Raw genomic sequence first — 15961 nt, 5'->3', positions numbered from 1 at the left:
CTCAGATCTCCTTCAGTGCGGGCGCATCGGGATCGATGGCCAGGTCGGTCGCGGCGGTGACCAGCGACGCGAGTAGATCGTCCACAGTGGATTGCTCGAACAGCGCCGTCGCGTAGGCCAGCGACAGTTCCAGTTCGTCTGCGTCTGTGGCCGTGAGTTCGACCTCGTACTTGATGTGCAACGGTTCCGGTGTCAGGTACCGCGCGGGCACGCCGAGGTCCGGCGGGGCCGCGTGGCCGGGCAGCGCGGTCACGTACACGGGCGTGACGGCGGGCCTGCTGAGGTCGCGTCCGGGGTGCAGCGCCGCGGCGATCGCGTCGAACGGCACGTCGGCGTTGCGGTAGCAGGTGGTGCTGTGCTCACGCACCCGGTCCAGCAGCTGGCGCCACGTCGGCTCGTCGCGCAGGTCGACGCGCAGCACCAGCGTGTTCACGAACATGCCGACGGCGTCCTGCGCCTTGTCCCTGCCCGCCCACGGGAACGCGAACAGGAAGTCCCGCTGCGTGCCGCGCCGGGCGAGTGCGACCGCCAGCACCGCGGCCACCGTCATGAACGTCGTGCTGCCCAGGTCCCGCAGCGTCGCGGTGACGTCCGCGGGCAACGTGGTGGTGCGGGTCCGCCCCGCGGTCTCCTGCACCGCGCCGCGCGAACGGTCGTGCGGCAGCTCGATGTCCGTCGGGGCGTTCCTGAGGCTCGCGATGATCTCGTCCGCGCTCGTCTCGGCCGTCGTGACGGCCGCAGGGTGGACTGGTTCGGCGAGATCTTCGCCCTGGTAGGCCTGGGAGATCTGCTCGGCCAGCACCTGGTGCGACCACCCGTCGGCGACGATGTGGTGGGTGACGAGGACGAGCAGCGTGCGGTCCTTCGTCGTGACGATCTCGCCGTAGGCCGGGGCCTCGGTGGCGAGGTCGAACGGCGTCCAGCACACCTGGGCGAGGTGCTCGGCCAGGTCGGCTTCCGGCCAGTCTCCCGCGTCGGTCACGTGCACCTCCGGCGCGCTGCCGTCGGTGCGGTAGAACACCTTGCGCTGCTTGGCGTTCAACGTGAACCGCGAGCGGAGCGCGGGATGCCGGCCGAGCACCAGTTCGGTGGCCTTGCGCAGGCGTTCGACGTCGACCACGCCGGTGAACTCGGCCAGGACCGGTGCCAGGTAGGCGGTGCGCAACGCCGACACCTTGTCGATGAACCAGAACCGTTGCTGCACCGAGGTCGCCGGGTGCTCGTCACCGACGACCTCGACGTCGTCGCCGGCTTCGTTGCCCAGCAACGCGCCGAGGCCGGCCACGGTCGGGTCGGCCAGGAAGTCCCGCAACGCCACCGGGGTGTCGGCGAGCATCTTCACGGCGAGCAGCGAGTGGCCGCCGAGGGTGAAGAAGTCGCCGTCCGGTGGGAGCTCGTCGGCGTCCCGCTCCAGAGCCTGCGCGAACAGCTCGGCCGCGCGGCGCTGGTCCGGGGTGAGCTCGACGGTGCCGCGGACGGCGTCCGGCAGCTTGGTGCCGCGCATCTCGTCGAGCGCGGTGAAGTCCATCTTGTCGTTGCCGGTCATGGGGATGGCGTCGACCACGTAGACCTCGGAAGGGAGGACGGCGGCGGGAACCCAGCGGAGAAGGGGCTTGAGCAGCTCGTCCCGGTTCGGGAGTTCGCCGTTCAGCTCCACCCACGCCACCAACCTCAGCGGCGTCCCCTCCGCCTTCACCGCCGCCGTCTTCACCGACGGCTGGTCCTCCAGGAGCTTGCGGACCTCACCCAGCTCGATCCGGTTGCCGAGCACCTTCACCTGGTCGTCGACCCGACCGAGGTACTCGATCTGCCCGTCCCGCAACACAACGCGGTCACCCGTGCGGTACATCCGGCCACCGGCGGGGTCGAGGAGGAACGCGGCCTCAGTCCGTTCCGGCTGACCGAGGTAGCCCAGCGCCACCCCGGCGCCCGCGACGCACAGCTCGCCGGGCACGCCGACAGGCAGTTCCTCCTGCCGCGGCCCCAGAACGTACGCGCGGGTGTTCGGCACCGGCACACCGATGGCGGGCGGGCGGCCGTCGAGCGAGACCGGGGCGAACGTGCTGATGCAGCTGGCCTCGGTGGGGCCGTAGATGTTGCGCATCGGCACGCCCCAGCGGCGCGTGCACTCCTCGGCGAGCGTGGTCGGCAGTCCTTCACCGCCCACGTACAGCGTGCGCAGGGAAGTCGGGCCGCCCTCATCGGCGTCGAGGATCGCGCGCAGCAGGCTCGGCGTCATCGACGTCACGGTGACCTCGCGCAGCAACCGGGTGAGCGCCGGTGGGTCGCGGCGTTCGACGTCGTCGGCGAACACCAGTTCCGCGCCGGCGATCAATGCGCGGAAGACCTCGTGCGTCGCGCCGTCGAACGACGTCGACCACGTGCACAGCACCCGGTCGCCGGGGCCGAGGTCGATGTCGCGCGCCCACCACACGCAGGTGTTGAGCATGCCGCTGTGCGGGACCAGCACTCCCTTGGGGCGGCCGGTCGTGCCGGACGTGTAGATCACGACGGCCGGTTCCTGACCGATCAGGTCGACCGTGCGCGGAGTTCCGGGAACACCGCGGAAGTCCTCGATCCGCACCACCTCGACGTCCGTGCCGTGGCGGGCGATCAGGTCCGCGCCTGCCTGGTCGGCGAGCACGATCCGGGCGCCCAGCTCGGCCAGGACGTGGTCCAGGCGGTCGGCGGGGGTGTCGAGGCTCAACGGTGCGTAGGCGGCGCCGGAACGCAGGACGCCGAGCCACGCGGCGACGAGCGCGGGACTGCGGGCGGACAGCACCGGCACGAACTCGCCGGCGACCTGGTCCGCCAGAGCCCACGACCACTCGTCCAGCTCGCGCCACGACACGCTGTCGCCCGCGACGCTCACCGCCGGAGTGTCCGATGTGTACCCACGGCCCACGACGTCGAGCACCGAGGTGGCGCCACCAAGATCCTGCGGCGCACCGAGAACAACGGAACCATCAGTTGTCAACGGCAGTTTCGCGAGCGGGGTGTCAGGCGCGTCGACGGCGGCCCGCAGCAGCGTGAGGAAGTTGTCGCCCAGACACGCGGCCATCTCGGCCGTGTACTGGTCCGTCGCGAACTCGATCCGCCCGCGCCTGCCCTCGGCGTCGTCCTCCACGATGAGGATCAGGTCGAACTTCGCCGTTCCGGTGGGCAGCAGTTCCGGCGTGCTCCACGGCGTGCCGGCCTTGGGCGGGTGCATGTTCTGCAGCGCGAAGCCGACGTCGACCACACCCCGCGCACCGTTCGCCGTGAGCTGGTCGAACGGGATGCCCTGGTACGTCAGCGACTTGAACGCCTCGACGCGGGACTGCTTGCACAGCGCCGCGAACGTCTGGTCCGGCTGCGGCAGGCAGCGCAGCGGCACGGTGTTGACGAAGAACCCGACGAGCGACTCGGCGTCGGCGTGCGGCCGGTTCGCGGTGACCGTGCCGAGGACGAACTCGTCGCGGCCGGACCAGCGCTGCACCACCGCCTGGTAGGCGGCGAACAGCACGACGAACGGCGTGGCGCGCAACGACTTCGCCAGGTCGCCCACGCGGTTCCAGAGCTCGTCCGGGATCGCGAAGACGTGCTGCTCACCCGGCCGAACCGGGCCGGTGGCCGGGCGCGGCGAGCCGAGGGTGAGGTCGGTCGGGAACTCGCTGAGCTCCTCGACCCTGCGCACGACGAGGTCCTTCATCGCCGCGGTGTCGAACGAGGCCCGGTCCTGCCGCGCGAAGTCCTTGTACTGCAACCGGAGCGGCAGCAGTGCGGCACCGGCGTAGGCCGCGGCGAGGTCGTCGAAGAACGCGGCGAGCGACCAGCCGTCGATGGCGATGTGGTGCACGTTGACCAGCAACAAGTCCTGGTCGCCCGGCCACAGCGTGCAGCGGATCGGCGCTGCCGCAGCAAGATCGAACCCGATACGAGCCCTGCGCAGCGCGTCGGCCCGCACGTCGTCCACATCGGACACGACCTCGAGCGGCACGTCCGGTTCGCCGACGACCTGGACCGGACGGCCGTCACGCAGCTCGTAGCGGGTCCGCAGCACCTCGTGCTTGGCGGCGACCGCGTGCAGCGCGGCGGTCAGCCGGGGCACGTCGACCTTCTGCCGCCACCTCAGCAGCAGCGGCACGTTGTACGTCGGCGCGGCAGGCGCGGCGGCGTCGATGAACCACAGCCGTTCCTGCGCGAACGACAGCGGATGCGTCTCAGTCACTCGCGAAACTCCGTGATAGTCGGAAAAAGAGTGCGTGGAAACCGCACACGACCGAGAGAACGGTGTGTGCTGAAGGGAAAAGCCGTTGGTTACCGAGCGGCTACTTCATCGCGGACGCGCTCGGCCAGTTCGGCGAGCGAGTCGGCCAGCAGGACGTCGGTGGGGCCGAGGTCGATCGCGAGTCGTTCCCGCAGGCGCGAGGCCAGCTGGATCGCGAGGATCGAGTTCCCGCCTGAGTCGATGAAGTTGTCCGCCGGATCGGCGCCGGGAACCCCCAGCACCTCCCGCCAGATCAGCCCTACGTGTTCCGTCACATCAGTAGGAGCGGCTTCATCGGTCTCTGATACCACTGAGTCCGCAGAGATTTGAGAAAGAAGTCTCGTTCTGTCGACCTTGCCGGTCGGGCCGTACGGGAGCTCGGTCAGCAGGACCCAGCGCGCGGGCACCATGTACGCGGGAAGCTTGGCGCGCAAGGCATCGCTGATCATCGCACCGTCCACCGTGGACCTGGGCAGGACGAACCCGACGAGCGACGCCGCCGGTCCCTCCCCCACCTTCTCCACGAACGCGCTGTCGGCGAGCCCTGTCGCGAGGACGGCCTGCTCGATCTCCTCCAGCTCGATGCGGAACCCGCGCAGCTTCACCTGCCGGTCCCGCCTGCCGAGCAGCTCCAGCGCACCGTTCGGCAGCTCTCTGGCGAGATCTCCGGTGCGGTACATGGGCTTTCCCGACACCGGGTCGGGCACGAACCGTTCGGCGGTGAGCTCCGGCCGGTGCAGGTAGCCCAGCGCGACACCGGGACCGCCGATGCACAGCTCGCCCTCGACCAGGTGCAACGTCGTGTCCTGCAACGGGAAGCCGACCGGCACCCGGTCGAGGCCCGCCAGCGAGTCCAGCGTGCAGTCGTAATACGTGGCGAACGTGGTGGTCTCGGTCGGGCCGTACCCGTTGACGAGCCTCGCGGGCGGTCCCGACTCCAGCACTCGCCTGGTGGCGGCGAGGTCCATCTGCTCGCCGCCCGCGATCACCGTCTTCAACGCCCGCAGCGCGGCGGGCCGTTCCCGCGCGACCAGGTGGAACAACGACGTGGTCAGGAACATCGTGGCGATGCCCGAGTCCCTGACCAGCGCGATCCAGTCGTCGATGCGCAGTTCGGTGATCGACGGCAGCACCACGACGGTGCCGCCCGACGTCAGCGTGTTCCACAGCTCGAACGTCGTCGCGTCGAAGGCGGGGTTGGACTGGTTCGCCACGCGGTCACCAGGCTCGATCGTGCAGAACACCGGGTTCGACACGAGCCGCACGACCGCGCGGTGCGGTACCACGACGCCCTTGGGACGCCCGGTCGAACCGGACGTGTAGTTCACGTAGAACGGGTCGTCCTGATCGATTTCGTTGTCGTTGAACGGTTTCCCCTCGCCAACGACCACCCTGCGCACGCCCGGCAGGTCCGGGCCACCGCCGACCAGGAACCGCGTGCCCGCCTCTTCGAGCAGCGCGCTCAGCCGTTCAGCGGGCGCGTGCGCGTCCAACGGGAGGTACGCGGCACCAGCGCGAGCGATTCCCAGCATCGCCACGACCATGCCGACGGACCGTCCACCACCGACGGCGACGATCTCTCCCCGAGCGACTCCCAGTTCAGCCAGCTCGGCGGCCACCCCTCCGGAGAGGTGCCAAAGTTGTTGATAGGTAATGGATTCGCCGGACACCGGGTCGACCACCGCCTCAGCGGATGGAAGTTGATCAACCCAGGCGCGGACGAGTGCGGGCACGCAGCAGCCACTGCGCGCGTCCGGAAACGCCACGATTCTCCCCTGAAAGCCCAGTTATGACGGTTGCACCACCCACGCTCGGCCCCTCCCAGGCCCGAGCACCCCTCCTCGGCGCGACCCCCCACCGTCACGTGACAAGAGACGCTAGTGAACGGACGGTGAACGACCAATAGACCGTTCGTGGCAATTAAGGAAACAAATAGGTCGGCAGAACCGGTCCACCACGGACTGCCGGTGACGGAGTGAGCACGTGCTTCCTACATTCCAGTGAACGGAACGTGAAGTCGTTGCGACATATGAGGTTCGCAAAAACCAACAGCACGGCAGGGCCCCTGCTGTACTGTCCGGCCACGTGACTCGCATCGCGTTTCTGGGACTCGGCCGCATGGGCGCACTCATGGCGACCCGACTGGTGGCAGCCGGACATGACCTCACCGTGTGGAACCGCACCGCGGACAAGACCGCGCCGCTCGTCGAAGCGGGTGCAACCGCGGCCGGCACGCCCGCGGAGGCCGTGGCGGGCGCGGAGCTCGTCATCTCCATGCTGTTCGGCCCCGACGCCGTGCGCGAGGTGTACGCGAACGCGGTGGAGGCGTTGAAGCCCGGCACGATCGTCGTCGAGATGTCCACGATCGGCCCGCAAGCCGTCGCGGAGCTCAAGGAGACCCTCCCCGACGGCGTCCGCCTGATCGACGCACCGGTGAAGGGCAGCCTGCCCGCCGCGAGCTCCGGTGAGCTCGGCATCTACGCGGGCGCGGCCGACGCCGACCTCGCGGACGCCGCGGACGTGCTCGCCGTGCTGGGCAAGGTCAAGCACGTCGGCCCCACCGGCGCGGGCGCGTCGGTGAAGCTGCTGGTGAACCTGGTGCTCGGGTCGTCGTTCGTCATGGTGGCCGAGGCGCTGGCGCTCGCCGACTCCCTCGGCGTCGAGACCGACGCCGCCCTCACCGCGCTGGAGGGCACCGCCGTCGGCTCCCTCATCCCGCGCGTGCGCGCGAAGCTCGAGAACCCCGGTTCCACGCAGTTCTCCCTGGGCCTCGCGGAGAAGGACCTCCGGCTCGTGCTCGACGCGGGCGGTGTCGCGAACGGCGTGGCCGCCGGCGCCCAGGAGAAGCTGGCCGCGGCCGCAGCGGACGGCCTGGCGGAGAACGACATCAGCGCCGTGCTCAACCACGTCCGCGGGAAGTGACAGTGGGCTTCACTCGCGCGCAGGTGCTGGAACGCCTGCGCGCCAAGGCATCGCGCGGTGCGGCGATCATCGGCGGCGGTGCGGGCAGCGGCCTGTCGGCCAAGTCGCAGGAGACCGGGGGCATCGACCTGCTCACCGTCTTCAACTCCGGGCGCTACCGGACGGCGGGCCGCGGATCGCTCGCGGGCCTGCTGGCGTACGGGAACGCCAACGAGGTCGTGGTCGACATGGCCAGGGAGATCCTGCCGGTCGTGACGCGCACGCCGGTCCTGGCCGGTGTGAACGCCACCGACCCGTTCTACTCGCCGGAGGTCTTCCTGCCGGAGCTCGCACGGCTCGGTTTCGCCGGTGTGCAGAACTTCCCCACGGTCGGGCTGATCGACGGGAACTTCCGCGCCAACCTCGAAGCCACCGGCATGGGCTACGGCGTGGAGGTGGAGATGATCGCGACGGCCCGCCGCCTCGACCTCGTCACCGCCCCGTACGTGTTCTCCGCGCAGGACGCCGCGGCGATGGCCGAGGCGGGCGCCGACGTCGTCGTCTGCCACCTCGGTCTCACGGTCGGCGGCACGATCGGCGCCGTCGGCGGTCCGACGCTGGACGAGAGCGTGGCGCTCCTGCAGGAGTGGGCCGGCGCGGCACACGCGGTCCGCGACGACGTTCTGGTGCTGTGCCACGGCGGCCCGCTCGCCGAGCCGGAGGACGTCGCCCACGTCCTCAAGCACACGACCGGCGTGCACGGGTTCTACGGGGCCTCGTCGCTCGAACGCACCCCGGTCGAGACCGCGATCACCGGCCAGACGCGGAGGTTCACCTCGATCGAGGCGAACTAGCGCCTGTACAACGGGTTCGGGCAGTCGACGTAGACGCCCGCCGCACCCTCCGCACGGGTCCAGCGCAGCAGGAGGTTCGCCTTCGCGGGCACCGACGGGCTCTCCAGCAACGAGTTCAGCAGGGTGAACGATCCGTACGAGCGGAAGACGCTCCGCGCTTCCGCCCACACGTCCAGACCGGGGTGCCGGTCCAGCACGGCGCCCGCGATCTCGATGAGGTGGTTGACGACGAGGCAGTACTGGAGCCGCTCCCAGCCCTTCGCCTCGGACACCCCGCGCGAGCCGCCCTCTCCGTCCACTTCGGACAGCAACCGGGCGTGGCGCGGCAGCAACCGCATTCCCTCCGGGTCGCGGAAGATCGCCTGGACCGGCATCCCCTCGGCGTCCACTCCGACAAGAACGTTCTGCAGGTGGCACTCCATCACGACGCCGTGCGCGAAGAACGCGTGCAGCACAGGAGGGACGACAACGGAGACGTACTGCCGGAACCACCGCAGCGCGTCGTCGCGATCCAGGCCGTCCAACGGGTTCCCGTCGAACCCTTCGCTGATTCCGGCCGCCAGCAACGGGGTCACGCCGGGCAGCACGTGCTGCCTGATGCCGTCCCGCACCACGACGGCAAGTCCCTCAAAGGAATCCGGTGACGTCCGATAACCGCGGTCGATCAGGAACGCGGTGCCGGGGTACGCCGAGGCGATGTCGTCGAACACCGGTCTCAGCAGGCGCGCGAGCGGCGGGATCCAGCGCAGGTCGTGCGTCCAGAGCCGGCGCACGTCGTTGGTGATCTGCACGTCGAGGCTGAACTTGTAGAACAGGTCCGCCGCCGGGTCGTACACCGTGCGCACCGAGGACGTCGGCCAGACCTCGGGACCGGTCGAGGTCCCGGTCGTTCCCAGCAACGAGAGCTGCCACGGGTGCGCGGGCAGGATCCCCGCGGGCAGCGGCACCTCGCCGTCGTCGGCGAACTCCCCTTCCAACTGCGCCAGCGAGAACCGCGCGTGCACCTCGGGCGCGTACGGGAGCCACTCGGAGGCGGGCACGCCCCCGCGCCCCTTCGGCGCCGGGTGGTAGCGGTGACCGGCGATCAACGCCTGCTCGGAGCGCTGGTAGAGGTCGTCGGGCGGCGCGGGCCGGGCGTCGAGGACGGCGGCGATCGCCGACCGCGACCCAGCGATCTCGTCGAGGAACCCGACCGGCGGGTCACCGAGCTCCTTGGTCACCAACACCGCGAGCTCGTGCCACGACACCGGTTGCCACGTCCCGGAGAACACCTCGGGGTCCGAGAGCCAGCGCCCCTCCCGCGCCCGCAGCAGAACGCCGGCGCGGGGCAACCGGATCGTGCCGCCGGGCCCCGGCTCCCCCACCTCGCGCCGCAGGCAGTTGAGCAGGGCGGTCGAGGTGATGCCGTCGGGGTCAGTGATCGCTTCCACCGGTGTCCGCTTCCCTGAGGGCGATGTGTCAGGATCTGGTCATTCTGACGCAAACGCGGGTCGAGTCCGAATTCGCCGCCGCACTTCCAGCCGACCGTGCCGAACGATTTCTCGCGGCACTGCCGGAAGCCCGCGCGGCGATTTCGGCGCGCCTGCGCCGGGCGTTCGCGATCGAGCCGTTGCCGCAGGTCAACGCCGATCCGGACGAGCACCTCCACCCGGTCGACCTCCTCACCGCACAACGCTGGCCGCACTCCGCGAACCTCATCGCCGAAGTGGCCCACAGCGTGGCCGGACTGGCGCTGTCCCGCACAACGAGCCCGCTCACGACTCCATTCCTCGAAAGGTCGCTCGAGGAGCACGAGCAGAGCGTGGTCGACGGCCATCCGCTGCACCCGTGCTGCCGCAACCGCACCGGCTTCACCGCCCACGACCACCTCGCGTACGGCCCGGAACACCGCCCGGTGGTCGCGCTGCGCCTGCACCCGACCCGCGACCACGTGGTCTTCGGCGACTGGCCGGCAGAACTGCGCGACGGCCCGTCGATCCTCCTCCCGGTGCACCCGTGGCAGGCCGACCGCCTGAACGTGACCGGCGCGGGGACCTTGCCCGCACACCCGCTGATGGCCCTGCGAACGCTGTCGGCAGGCGCCTGGCACGTCAAGACGACGCTGAGCGCACAGATCACCTCGGCCGTGCGGGACATCTCCGGCAACTCGATCGCCACCGCCGTGACGGTCTCCGACTTCCTCTCCGACGTCGTCGAGGGCCTTGAACTCCAGCACAACAGGGCCTCGGCGGCGGTTCTCACCGACGGCGAACCGAACCGCGCGCTGGGCGTGATCCTGCGCGACAAGCCCGTGCCGCTCGACGGCGAAACCCTGCTTCCACTGGCCGCGTTGACCGCTGGCGACCCTCCGCCGATCCGCTCGCTGGGCGACCCGGTGACGTGGCTGGCGGAGTTCGCGGAACTGGCCGTGCCACCGCTGATGACCCTGCTCGCCCGCGGCGTGGCGTTGGAGGCGCACGAGCAGAACCTGCTGGTGGGCCTGGTGAACGGCAGACCGCGCCGGCTGATCTACCGCGACCTGGCGGATATCCGCGTCAGTCCTCGCGCGGACCTTCCAGCACGACTGCACGCCGACCGGGAAGCCTTGCGCGCCAAGACGTTCGCCACGTTCTTCGCGACGGCGCTGACCGGGTTGGTCTCTGCGCTCGACGCGCCCGCCGCCGAACTCTGGGACGTGGTGGCGAAGACCGTGCCGGACACGCCGGACCGGCACGCGCTGCTGCACGACCCGTTTCCAGCCAAACCGCTAACGCTGATGCGGCTTGATCCGAAGACAACGGAGTGGGCGCACACGCCCAACCCGTTCATTGGAGAGAGCCCGACGCCATGGCCCGGCTTTTCCTGAGCTACGCGACCCCTGACTTCGAGCTTGCGAGCTCGGTGTTCGACTGGCTGACCGAAGACGGCCACGAGGTGTTCTTCGACCGGGACGTGCGTGACGGGATTCCGGTCGGCGAGGACTGGAAGCTGAAGCTGTACCACGAGCTGAACCGCGTGGACGCCGTCATCTGCGTGCTGTCCGGCGCCTACGTCCGCTCGACGTGGTGCACGGCAGAGGTCGCGATCGCGGACTCGCGCGGCTGCCTGCTGATCCCGTTGCTCGCCGAGAAGGGCGTCACCCACCAGCTGATCGAGCGGCAGCAGTACACCAGCGACGATCCGGCACTCGCACGTGAGCAGGTGCTCACTAGGGTGCGACGGCTCGACTCGCGCGGACTGCCGGAGTGGCGTGACGGCGACAACCCCTATCCCGGCATGGCCCCGTTCACGGCGGCACGGAGCAGCCTCTTCTTCGGGCGTGCCGCCGAGGTGCGCAAGCTCGCGGCGCAGGTGCGGGCGGACGACGGCCGCGCCGTCCTCGCGATCACCGGTTCATCGGGGTGCGGGAAGTCGTCGTTGCTGCGAGCGGGACTTCTCCCCGCCATGGGGACTGATCCCGGCTGGCTGGTCGTGGAACCGTGGTCGCCGGAGGGCGATGCCAGGTACTCGCTCGCGAAGGCGCTCAGCGAGACGGCGAAACGTCACGGGCTCACCTGGTTTCCCTGGGACGTGCGGGAGAAGCTCGCACAGCTCCGGGGTCTGCGCGAGCTCGCGGACGCGCTGCTGATCGCCCAGGGCACCGGCAGTCGCGTGCTGGTCGCGATCGACCAGGCGGAGGAGCTGTTCGCGCCCTCCGCGGACGTCGAGGACCGCACCGCTCTGGCGGAACTGCTGACGGAAGCGATCGCGGGACCGGTCCGCGTCGTCGTGACCGTGCGTTCCGAGTACCTCGACGACCTCGCCGCGCTGCCGGGGCTGTCCGCCGAGGCGATCGGGCACGAGCTGCTCGGCCCGCTGGCCAAGGACATGCTGCGGATCGCCATCGAGGAACCCGCGCGGATCGCGGGCTTGCGCCTCGAACCCGAGCTCTCCGCACGGCTGATCGCCGACACGGACACCAGCGAGGCGTTGCCGCTGCTCGCTTTCGCTCTGCACCAGCTGGCCGACAAGAAGCCGCGCGGTGCCGGCCTCACCATCGAGGCCTACGACGAGCTGGGTGCGAAGAACGGCTACCAGGAGCTCTCCGGCCTGCACGCCGTGCTCGCGGCGCACGCGGACAGAGCGCTGCGGGAGGCCCAGGTGCTCGCCGCCCTCTCCGAGGAAGACGTGCTGACAGGTCTGGTGCGACTGGCGAGCATGGACGCGAGCGGCCGGCTGGTGCGCCGTTCGGTGCCGCTCACCGGCCTGGGATGGCAGATGCAGACGGTCGTCGACGTGTTCGCCAGGCGCCGTCTGCTCACGACGGACGACCAGGGCCTCCTGGTCAGGTTCACGCACGAGGCGCTGCTCACGGCGTGGCGTCCGCTGGCGGACTCGATCGCCCGGCACAGCAAGGCGTTGCGCACGGTCCAGTCCGTCGAGCAGGCCGCCCAGGAGTGGATCGCGGCGGACCGCGCCGAGCGCTACCTGTGGGACGACGAGCGCTACACCGCGACGGTCCTCGACCTGTCCGCTGAGGACGATCTGGTCGACGCGAACGGCCGCGAGTTCCTCGACGCCACCAGGGACCGGCGAGATCACCGCCGGCGGCGGGACCGGCGCAGGCGCAGGCGGACCGTCTCCGTGCTCACGGCCTTCTCGGTGATGGCGCTCGTCGCCGCGGTCATCGCCGTGGTGAACGCGAGAACCGCCCAGAGCGAACGCGACGCCGCCATCGTGCGGGAGCTGATCGCCCGCGCCGACGGTGTCCGTTCCGCCGACCCGCAGCTCGCGCTCCGCCTCACCCTGGCCGCGCACAGCATCGCGCCTTCCCGGGAAACGGAAGCGGATCTGCTGCACACCCTGACCATGAACAACTACGCCACGATCATCACCGGCCACACCAGCTCGGTCTTCACCGTCGCCTTCAGCCCGGACGGCCGCACCCTCGTGTCGGGCGACGGCGAGGACCACACGGTTCGCCTGTGGGACGCGTCCGACCCTCTGCACCCCAGAGCGTTGGGCCAGCCGATCACCGAGCACACCACGTGGGTGCAGGGCGCGGAGTTCTCCCGGGACGGGCACCTCCTGGCCACCGCCAGCCAGAAGGAGGTGATCCTCTGGCAGGTGGACGACCTGGGCCACCCGCGCAAGCGGAGCACGATCCCCGCACCCTCGACCCGCCACACGATCACGGACTCGCTGGGCGTGGCGTTCAGCCCGGACGGGAAGCTGCTCGCCAGCACCCACGGCAGCGCGATCACGTTGTGGGACGTCACCGACCCCGACCACCCCGCACAGCTCGGCGGCCTTCTGCTCGAGCACAACGGCACCTACGGCGACGTGGCGTTCAGCCACGACGGCAAGCTCCTCGCGGGCACTGGTGGCCGGGCGAGCACGAGAAACGTGTGGGACATCAGCACGCCGTCCACTCCTCGGGTGGTGTACACCGCGTCCAGCACCGACACGGTCGCGGCGCTGGCCTTCGCTCCCGACCGGCCGATTCTCGCTCTGGCGCACGGCGACATCGGGAGCAGCGCGAGCAGGCTCGACCTGTGGGACTTCACGGATCCGTCCCGGCCGGCGCAGATCAGCTCACCGCCGACTGGACACACGGCCGGGCTGCGCGACGTCGCGTTCAGTCAGGACGGGCGCACGATGGCCACGGCGAGTTTCGACCAAACGGTGGCGGTCTGGGACATGACGAACCCGGCGGCGCCACGCCGTTCGAGCGACCTGATGACCGACCACACCAACGACGTGCACGCAGTGGCGTTCGCCAAGAACGGCACGATGGCGTCGGCGAGCGCGGACAACACGATCGTCCTGTGGACTCCGCACAACCCCTCCGTGCCGGTCCACTGGAACCTGCCGCAGCTCAACCACGACGCCGCGGTCCGAACCCTCGCCTTCGGACCGGGCGGCAGAACCCTGGTGTCGTCACCGGAAATCGGCATCGGCCGGGTGTGGGACATCTCCGCGCCCGACCGGCCACGCGGTCCGGGACAGCTCGACGTCGGCCCGGTGATCACGTCGATCGCCTTCAGGCCGGACGGCTTCGTGCTGGCCGCGAGTGGCGGCAGCCCGGACGCCTTCGGCCCCAAGGTCGGCAAGGTGACGCTGTGGGACATGAGCGATTCCGTCGTTCCGAAACGCCTCGGCACGCCACTGGCCGAGGGGCAGGAGCAGGTGGTCGGTCTCAGCTTCTCCGCGGACGGCAAGACGTTGTGGAGTGCCGACCGGAACGTCTCCCTGACCCGGTGGGACGTCAGCGACACGGCTCGACCGCGCAAGACCGGTCATGCCCTGACGGACCGCTCCGACCACCAGAGCATGGTGGCGTTCCGCCCGGACCAGCGCGCGATCGCGAGCCACGGCCGTGGCGGCGTGGTGATCCGCGACATCTCCTCCCCGGACAACGTCCGGCTGCTCGAACACCCGATGAACGACCACTTCGCGCAAGTCATGATCTTCAGCCCTGACGGCAGGACGCTGTTCACCGGCGGGGACGACGTGTTGATCTGGGACGTGTCCAGCGCGTGGCAGCCCCGCCGGTACGGCTCCCAGCTGGGCGCCGGACTCGACGTGGTGTCCATGGCCCTCAGCGGCGACGGCAAGACGCTCGTCGTGGCCGACGCCCAGGACGGCGTGACGCTGTGGAACGTCGAGGATCCCGCCCACCCCTACCGCATCGGCACGCCGCTGACCACGGACAAACCGACCGCCGTCGCACTGAGCAGGAACGGCCGGATGCTGGCCACCGGCTCGAAGTCCGGGGAGGTGGTGTTGTGGGACCTGTCGCGGCTGCACCACCTGCGCGAGCACCTCACCGACGAGGCGTGTGCCCGCGCACGGCGTGAGCTCAACGAGGAGGAGTGGACGCGGCACGTCGGTCCCAACTTCGACCGGCGGCAGATCTGTGCGGTGGCCTAAAGCAACACATCGCGGTGCTGCCACGCCAGCGACAGCAGCGCCGCCCCCGCCGCCTGAGTAGGTTCGTGGTGCACGAACCGCTCGACGTTCGAGGCGGTGAACGGAAGTCCTTCCAGCACACGGCCTTCGTCGTTGTGCGACACCAGATCCCCGAACAGCGCGTCGAACCTCGATGCCTCGAACACCGCGACGGTGAGCATGTCGGTGGCGAACGTCAGCGGGTCCACGCCCATGCCGAGGTAGTACACCCGTGCTGCCGCAGTCAGCTCACAAGCAAAAGGCCAGGTGTCGTAGTCCGGCGTGTGGATCTCCGGGACGCCCAGCAGTTCCTCGGCGAACTCGCGGATCATGCAGTGCCACAACGAGAAGTCGCTGTCCTGCGCGCCCTGGAAGACTCCGACGGGCAGCACCTGGTACATCCCTCCCGCGTGGCCGACGCGCTTCGGGTCGCGCCAGTGCAGGAAGAACGTCGAGCCGGAGGAATCGTGGCGGATGGTCAGCGTGCTGATGGCGACGTTGACCGGGCGTGCACCCAGATCGCAGGGATCGCCGATGGACGACCGCAGCGGCAGCGAGGAGATCCGGCCCGCCGACAGGGCCGCGTACTCGTGGGCGCAGGCCTCGCCCACGTCGATGCCGTCGAAGTAGGTGCCGAGGCCGAACGTGAGGTGCCGGCCGGTGAAGCCGAGCAGGCGGTAGGTCTCGCGGTTCTGGAACACGGCCGGTGCGGCGAGCGCGGCCATCGCCTCGGAGTAGCTGCCGAAGCCGTCGGGGAGCAACGCCCCGCGGTCCGGTGAGAAGGCAGGCGAGCGGCTCAGTTCCAGGGAGAGGTCGGCCAGCGGAACGGGCGAGGACGGCATCCAGCCGGGGGACGTGAGCAACGGTGTGCCCGCGACCTTGGGCAGCGACGGGTACTCCGACACCGCCTTCAGGGCCAGGGCGTGGCGGTGCTCCAGCAGGTGCGCGCGGACTTCGAGCCACTCGGCGGACGTCGTCATGGCTCCATCTCGGCGAGGACGTGGCGACATGACCGGACCACCGCGGCCCGGTCTTCCGCCGTGTGAGC

At 70.1% G+C, this 15961-nt stretch carries 8 protein-coding genes; 4 read left to right on the top strand and 4 right to left on the bottom strand.

All coding sequences use genetic code 11. The annotated features are described in order from the left end of the window. Window position 1 precedes the first annotated feature (1 nt). Together AOM45_RS18690 and AOM45_RS18685 are read right to left on the bottom strand one after the other, a co-directional pair. Window positions 2–4210 carry a non-ribosomal peptide synthetase gene (locus AOM45_RS18690; RefSeq protein ID WP_035909534.1) on the bottom strand — a complete coding sequence of 1403 codons (4209 nt, stop codon included), beginning with the start codon at window positions 4208–4210 and terminating at the stop codon, window positions 2–4. 89 nt (window positions 4211–4299) lie between these two features. Next, the gene (locus AOM45_RS18685) at window positions 4300–6015 is read right to left on the bottom strand and encodes a non-ribosomal peptide synthetase (protein ID WP_236703738.1); all 1716 of its coding nucleotides are present in this window, start codon (window positions 6013–6015) and stop codon (window positions 4300–4302) included. Window positions 6016–6334: 319 nt separating this feature from the next. Between AOM45_RS18685 and AOM45_RS18680 the strand changes: the two genes are divergently transcribed. Both AOM45_RS18680 and AOM45_RS18675 read left to right on the top strand, forming a co-directional pair. Then, entirely contained in the window at window positions 6335–7171 is an 837-nt protein-coding gene (locus AOM45_RS18680) for an NAD(P)-dependent oxidoreductase (RefSeq protein WP_030466406.1), read from the top strand. A gap of 2 nt (window positions 7172–7173) precedes the next feature. Further along, entirely contained in the window at window positions 7174–8004 is an 831-nt protein-coding gene (locus AOM45_RS18675) for a phosphoenolpyruvate hydrolase family protein (protein WP_030466407.1), read from the top strand. Here AOM45_RS18675 and AOM45_RS18670 read toward each other — a convergent pair. Then, window positions 8001–9434, bottom strand: coding sequence for an IucA/IucC family protein (locus AOM45_RS18670; protein ID WP_201780011.1), 1434 nt, complete (start codon window positions 9432–9434; stop codon window positions 8001–8003). The two genes, AOM45_RS18675 and AOM45_RS18670, sit on opposite strands and share 4 nt — an antisense overlap. Before the next feature lie 23 nt (window positions 9435–9457). Here AOM45_RS18670 and AOM45_RS18665 point away from each other — a divergent pair, with 23 nt between their 5' ends. Then, entirely contained in the window at window positions 9458–10849 is a 1392-nt protein-coding gene (locus AOM45_RS18665; RefSeq protein WP_063756990.1) for an IucA/IucC family protein, read from the top strand. Continuing rightward, window positions 10831–14895 (top strand): nSTAND1 domain-containing NTPase, encoded by a 4065-nt coding sequence (locus AOM45_RS18660; RefSeq protein ID WP_030466410.1) that lies wholly within the window; start codon window positions 10831–10833, stop codon window positions 14893–14895. The genes AOM45_RS18665 and AOM45_RS18660 overlap by 19 nt, the downstream gene beginning before the upstream one ends. Here AOM45_RS18660 and AOM45_RS18655 read toward each other — a convergent pair. After that, window positions 14892–15893 (bottom strand): hypothetical protein, encoded by a 1002-nt coding sequence (locus AOM45_RS18655; RefSeq protein ID WP_030466411.1) that lies wholly within the window; start codon window positions 15891–15893, stop codon window positions 14892–14894. The two genes, AOM45_RS18660 and AOM45_RS18655, sit on opposite strands and share 4 nt — an antisense overlap. Between the last annotated feature and the right edge of the window lie 68 nt (window positions 15894–15961).

This window comes from Lentzea aerocolonigenes (assembly GCF_000974445.1).
In the GTDB taxonomy this organism is placed as follows: domain Bacteria; phylum Actinomycetota; class Actinomycetes; order Mycobacteriales; family Pseudonocardiaceae; genus Lentzea; species Lentzea aerocolonigenes.
This window is presented reverse-complemented; position numbering and strand designations above follow the sequence as displayed.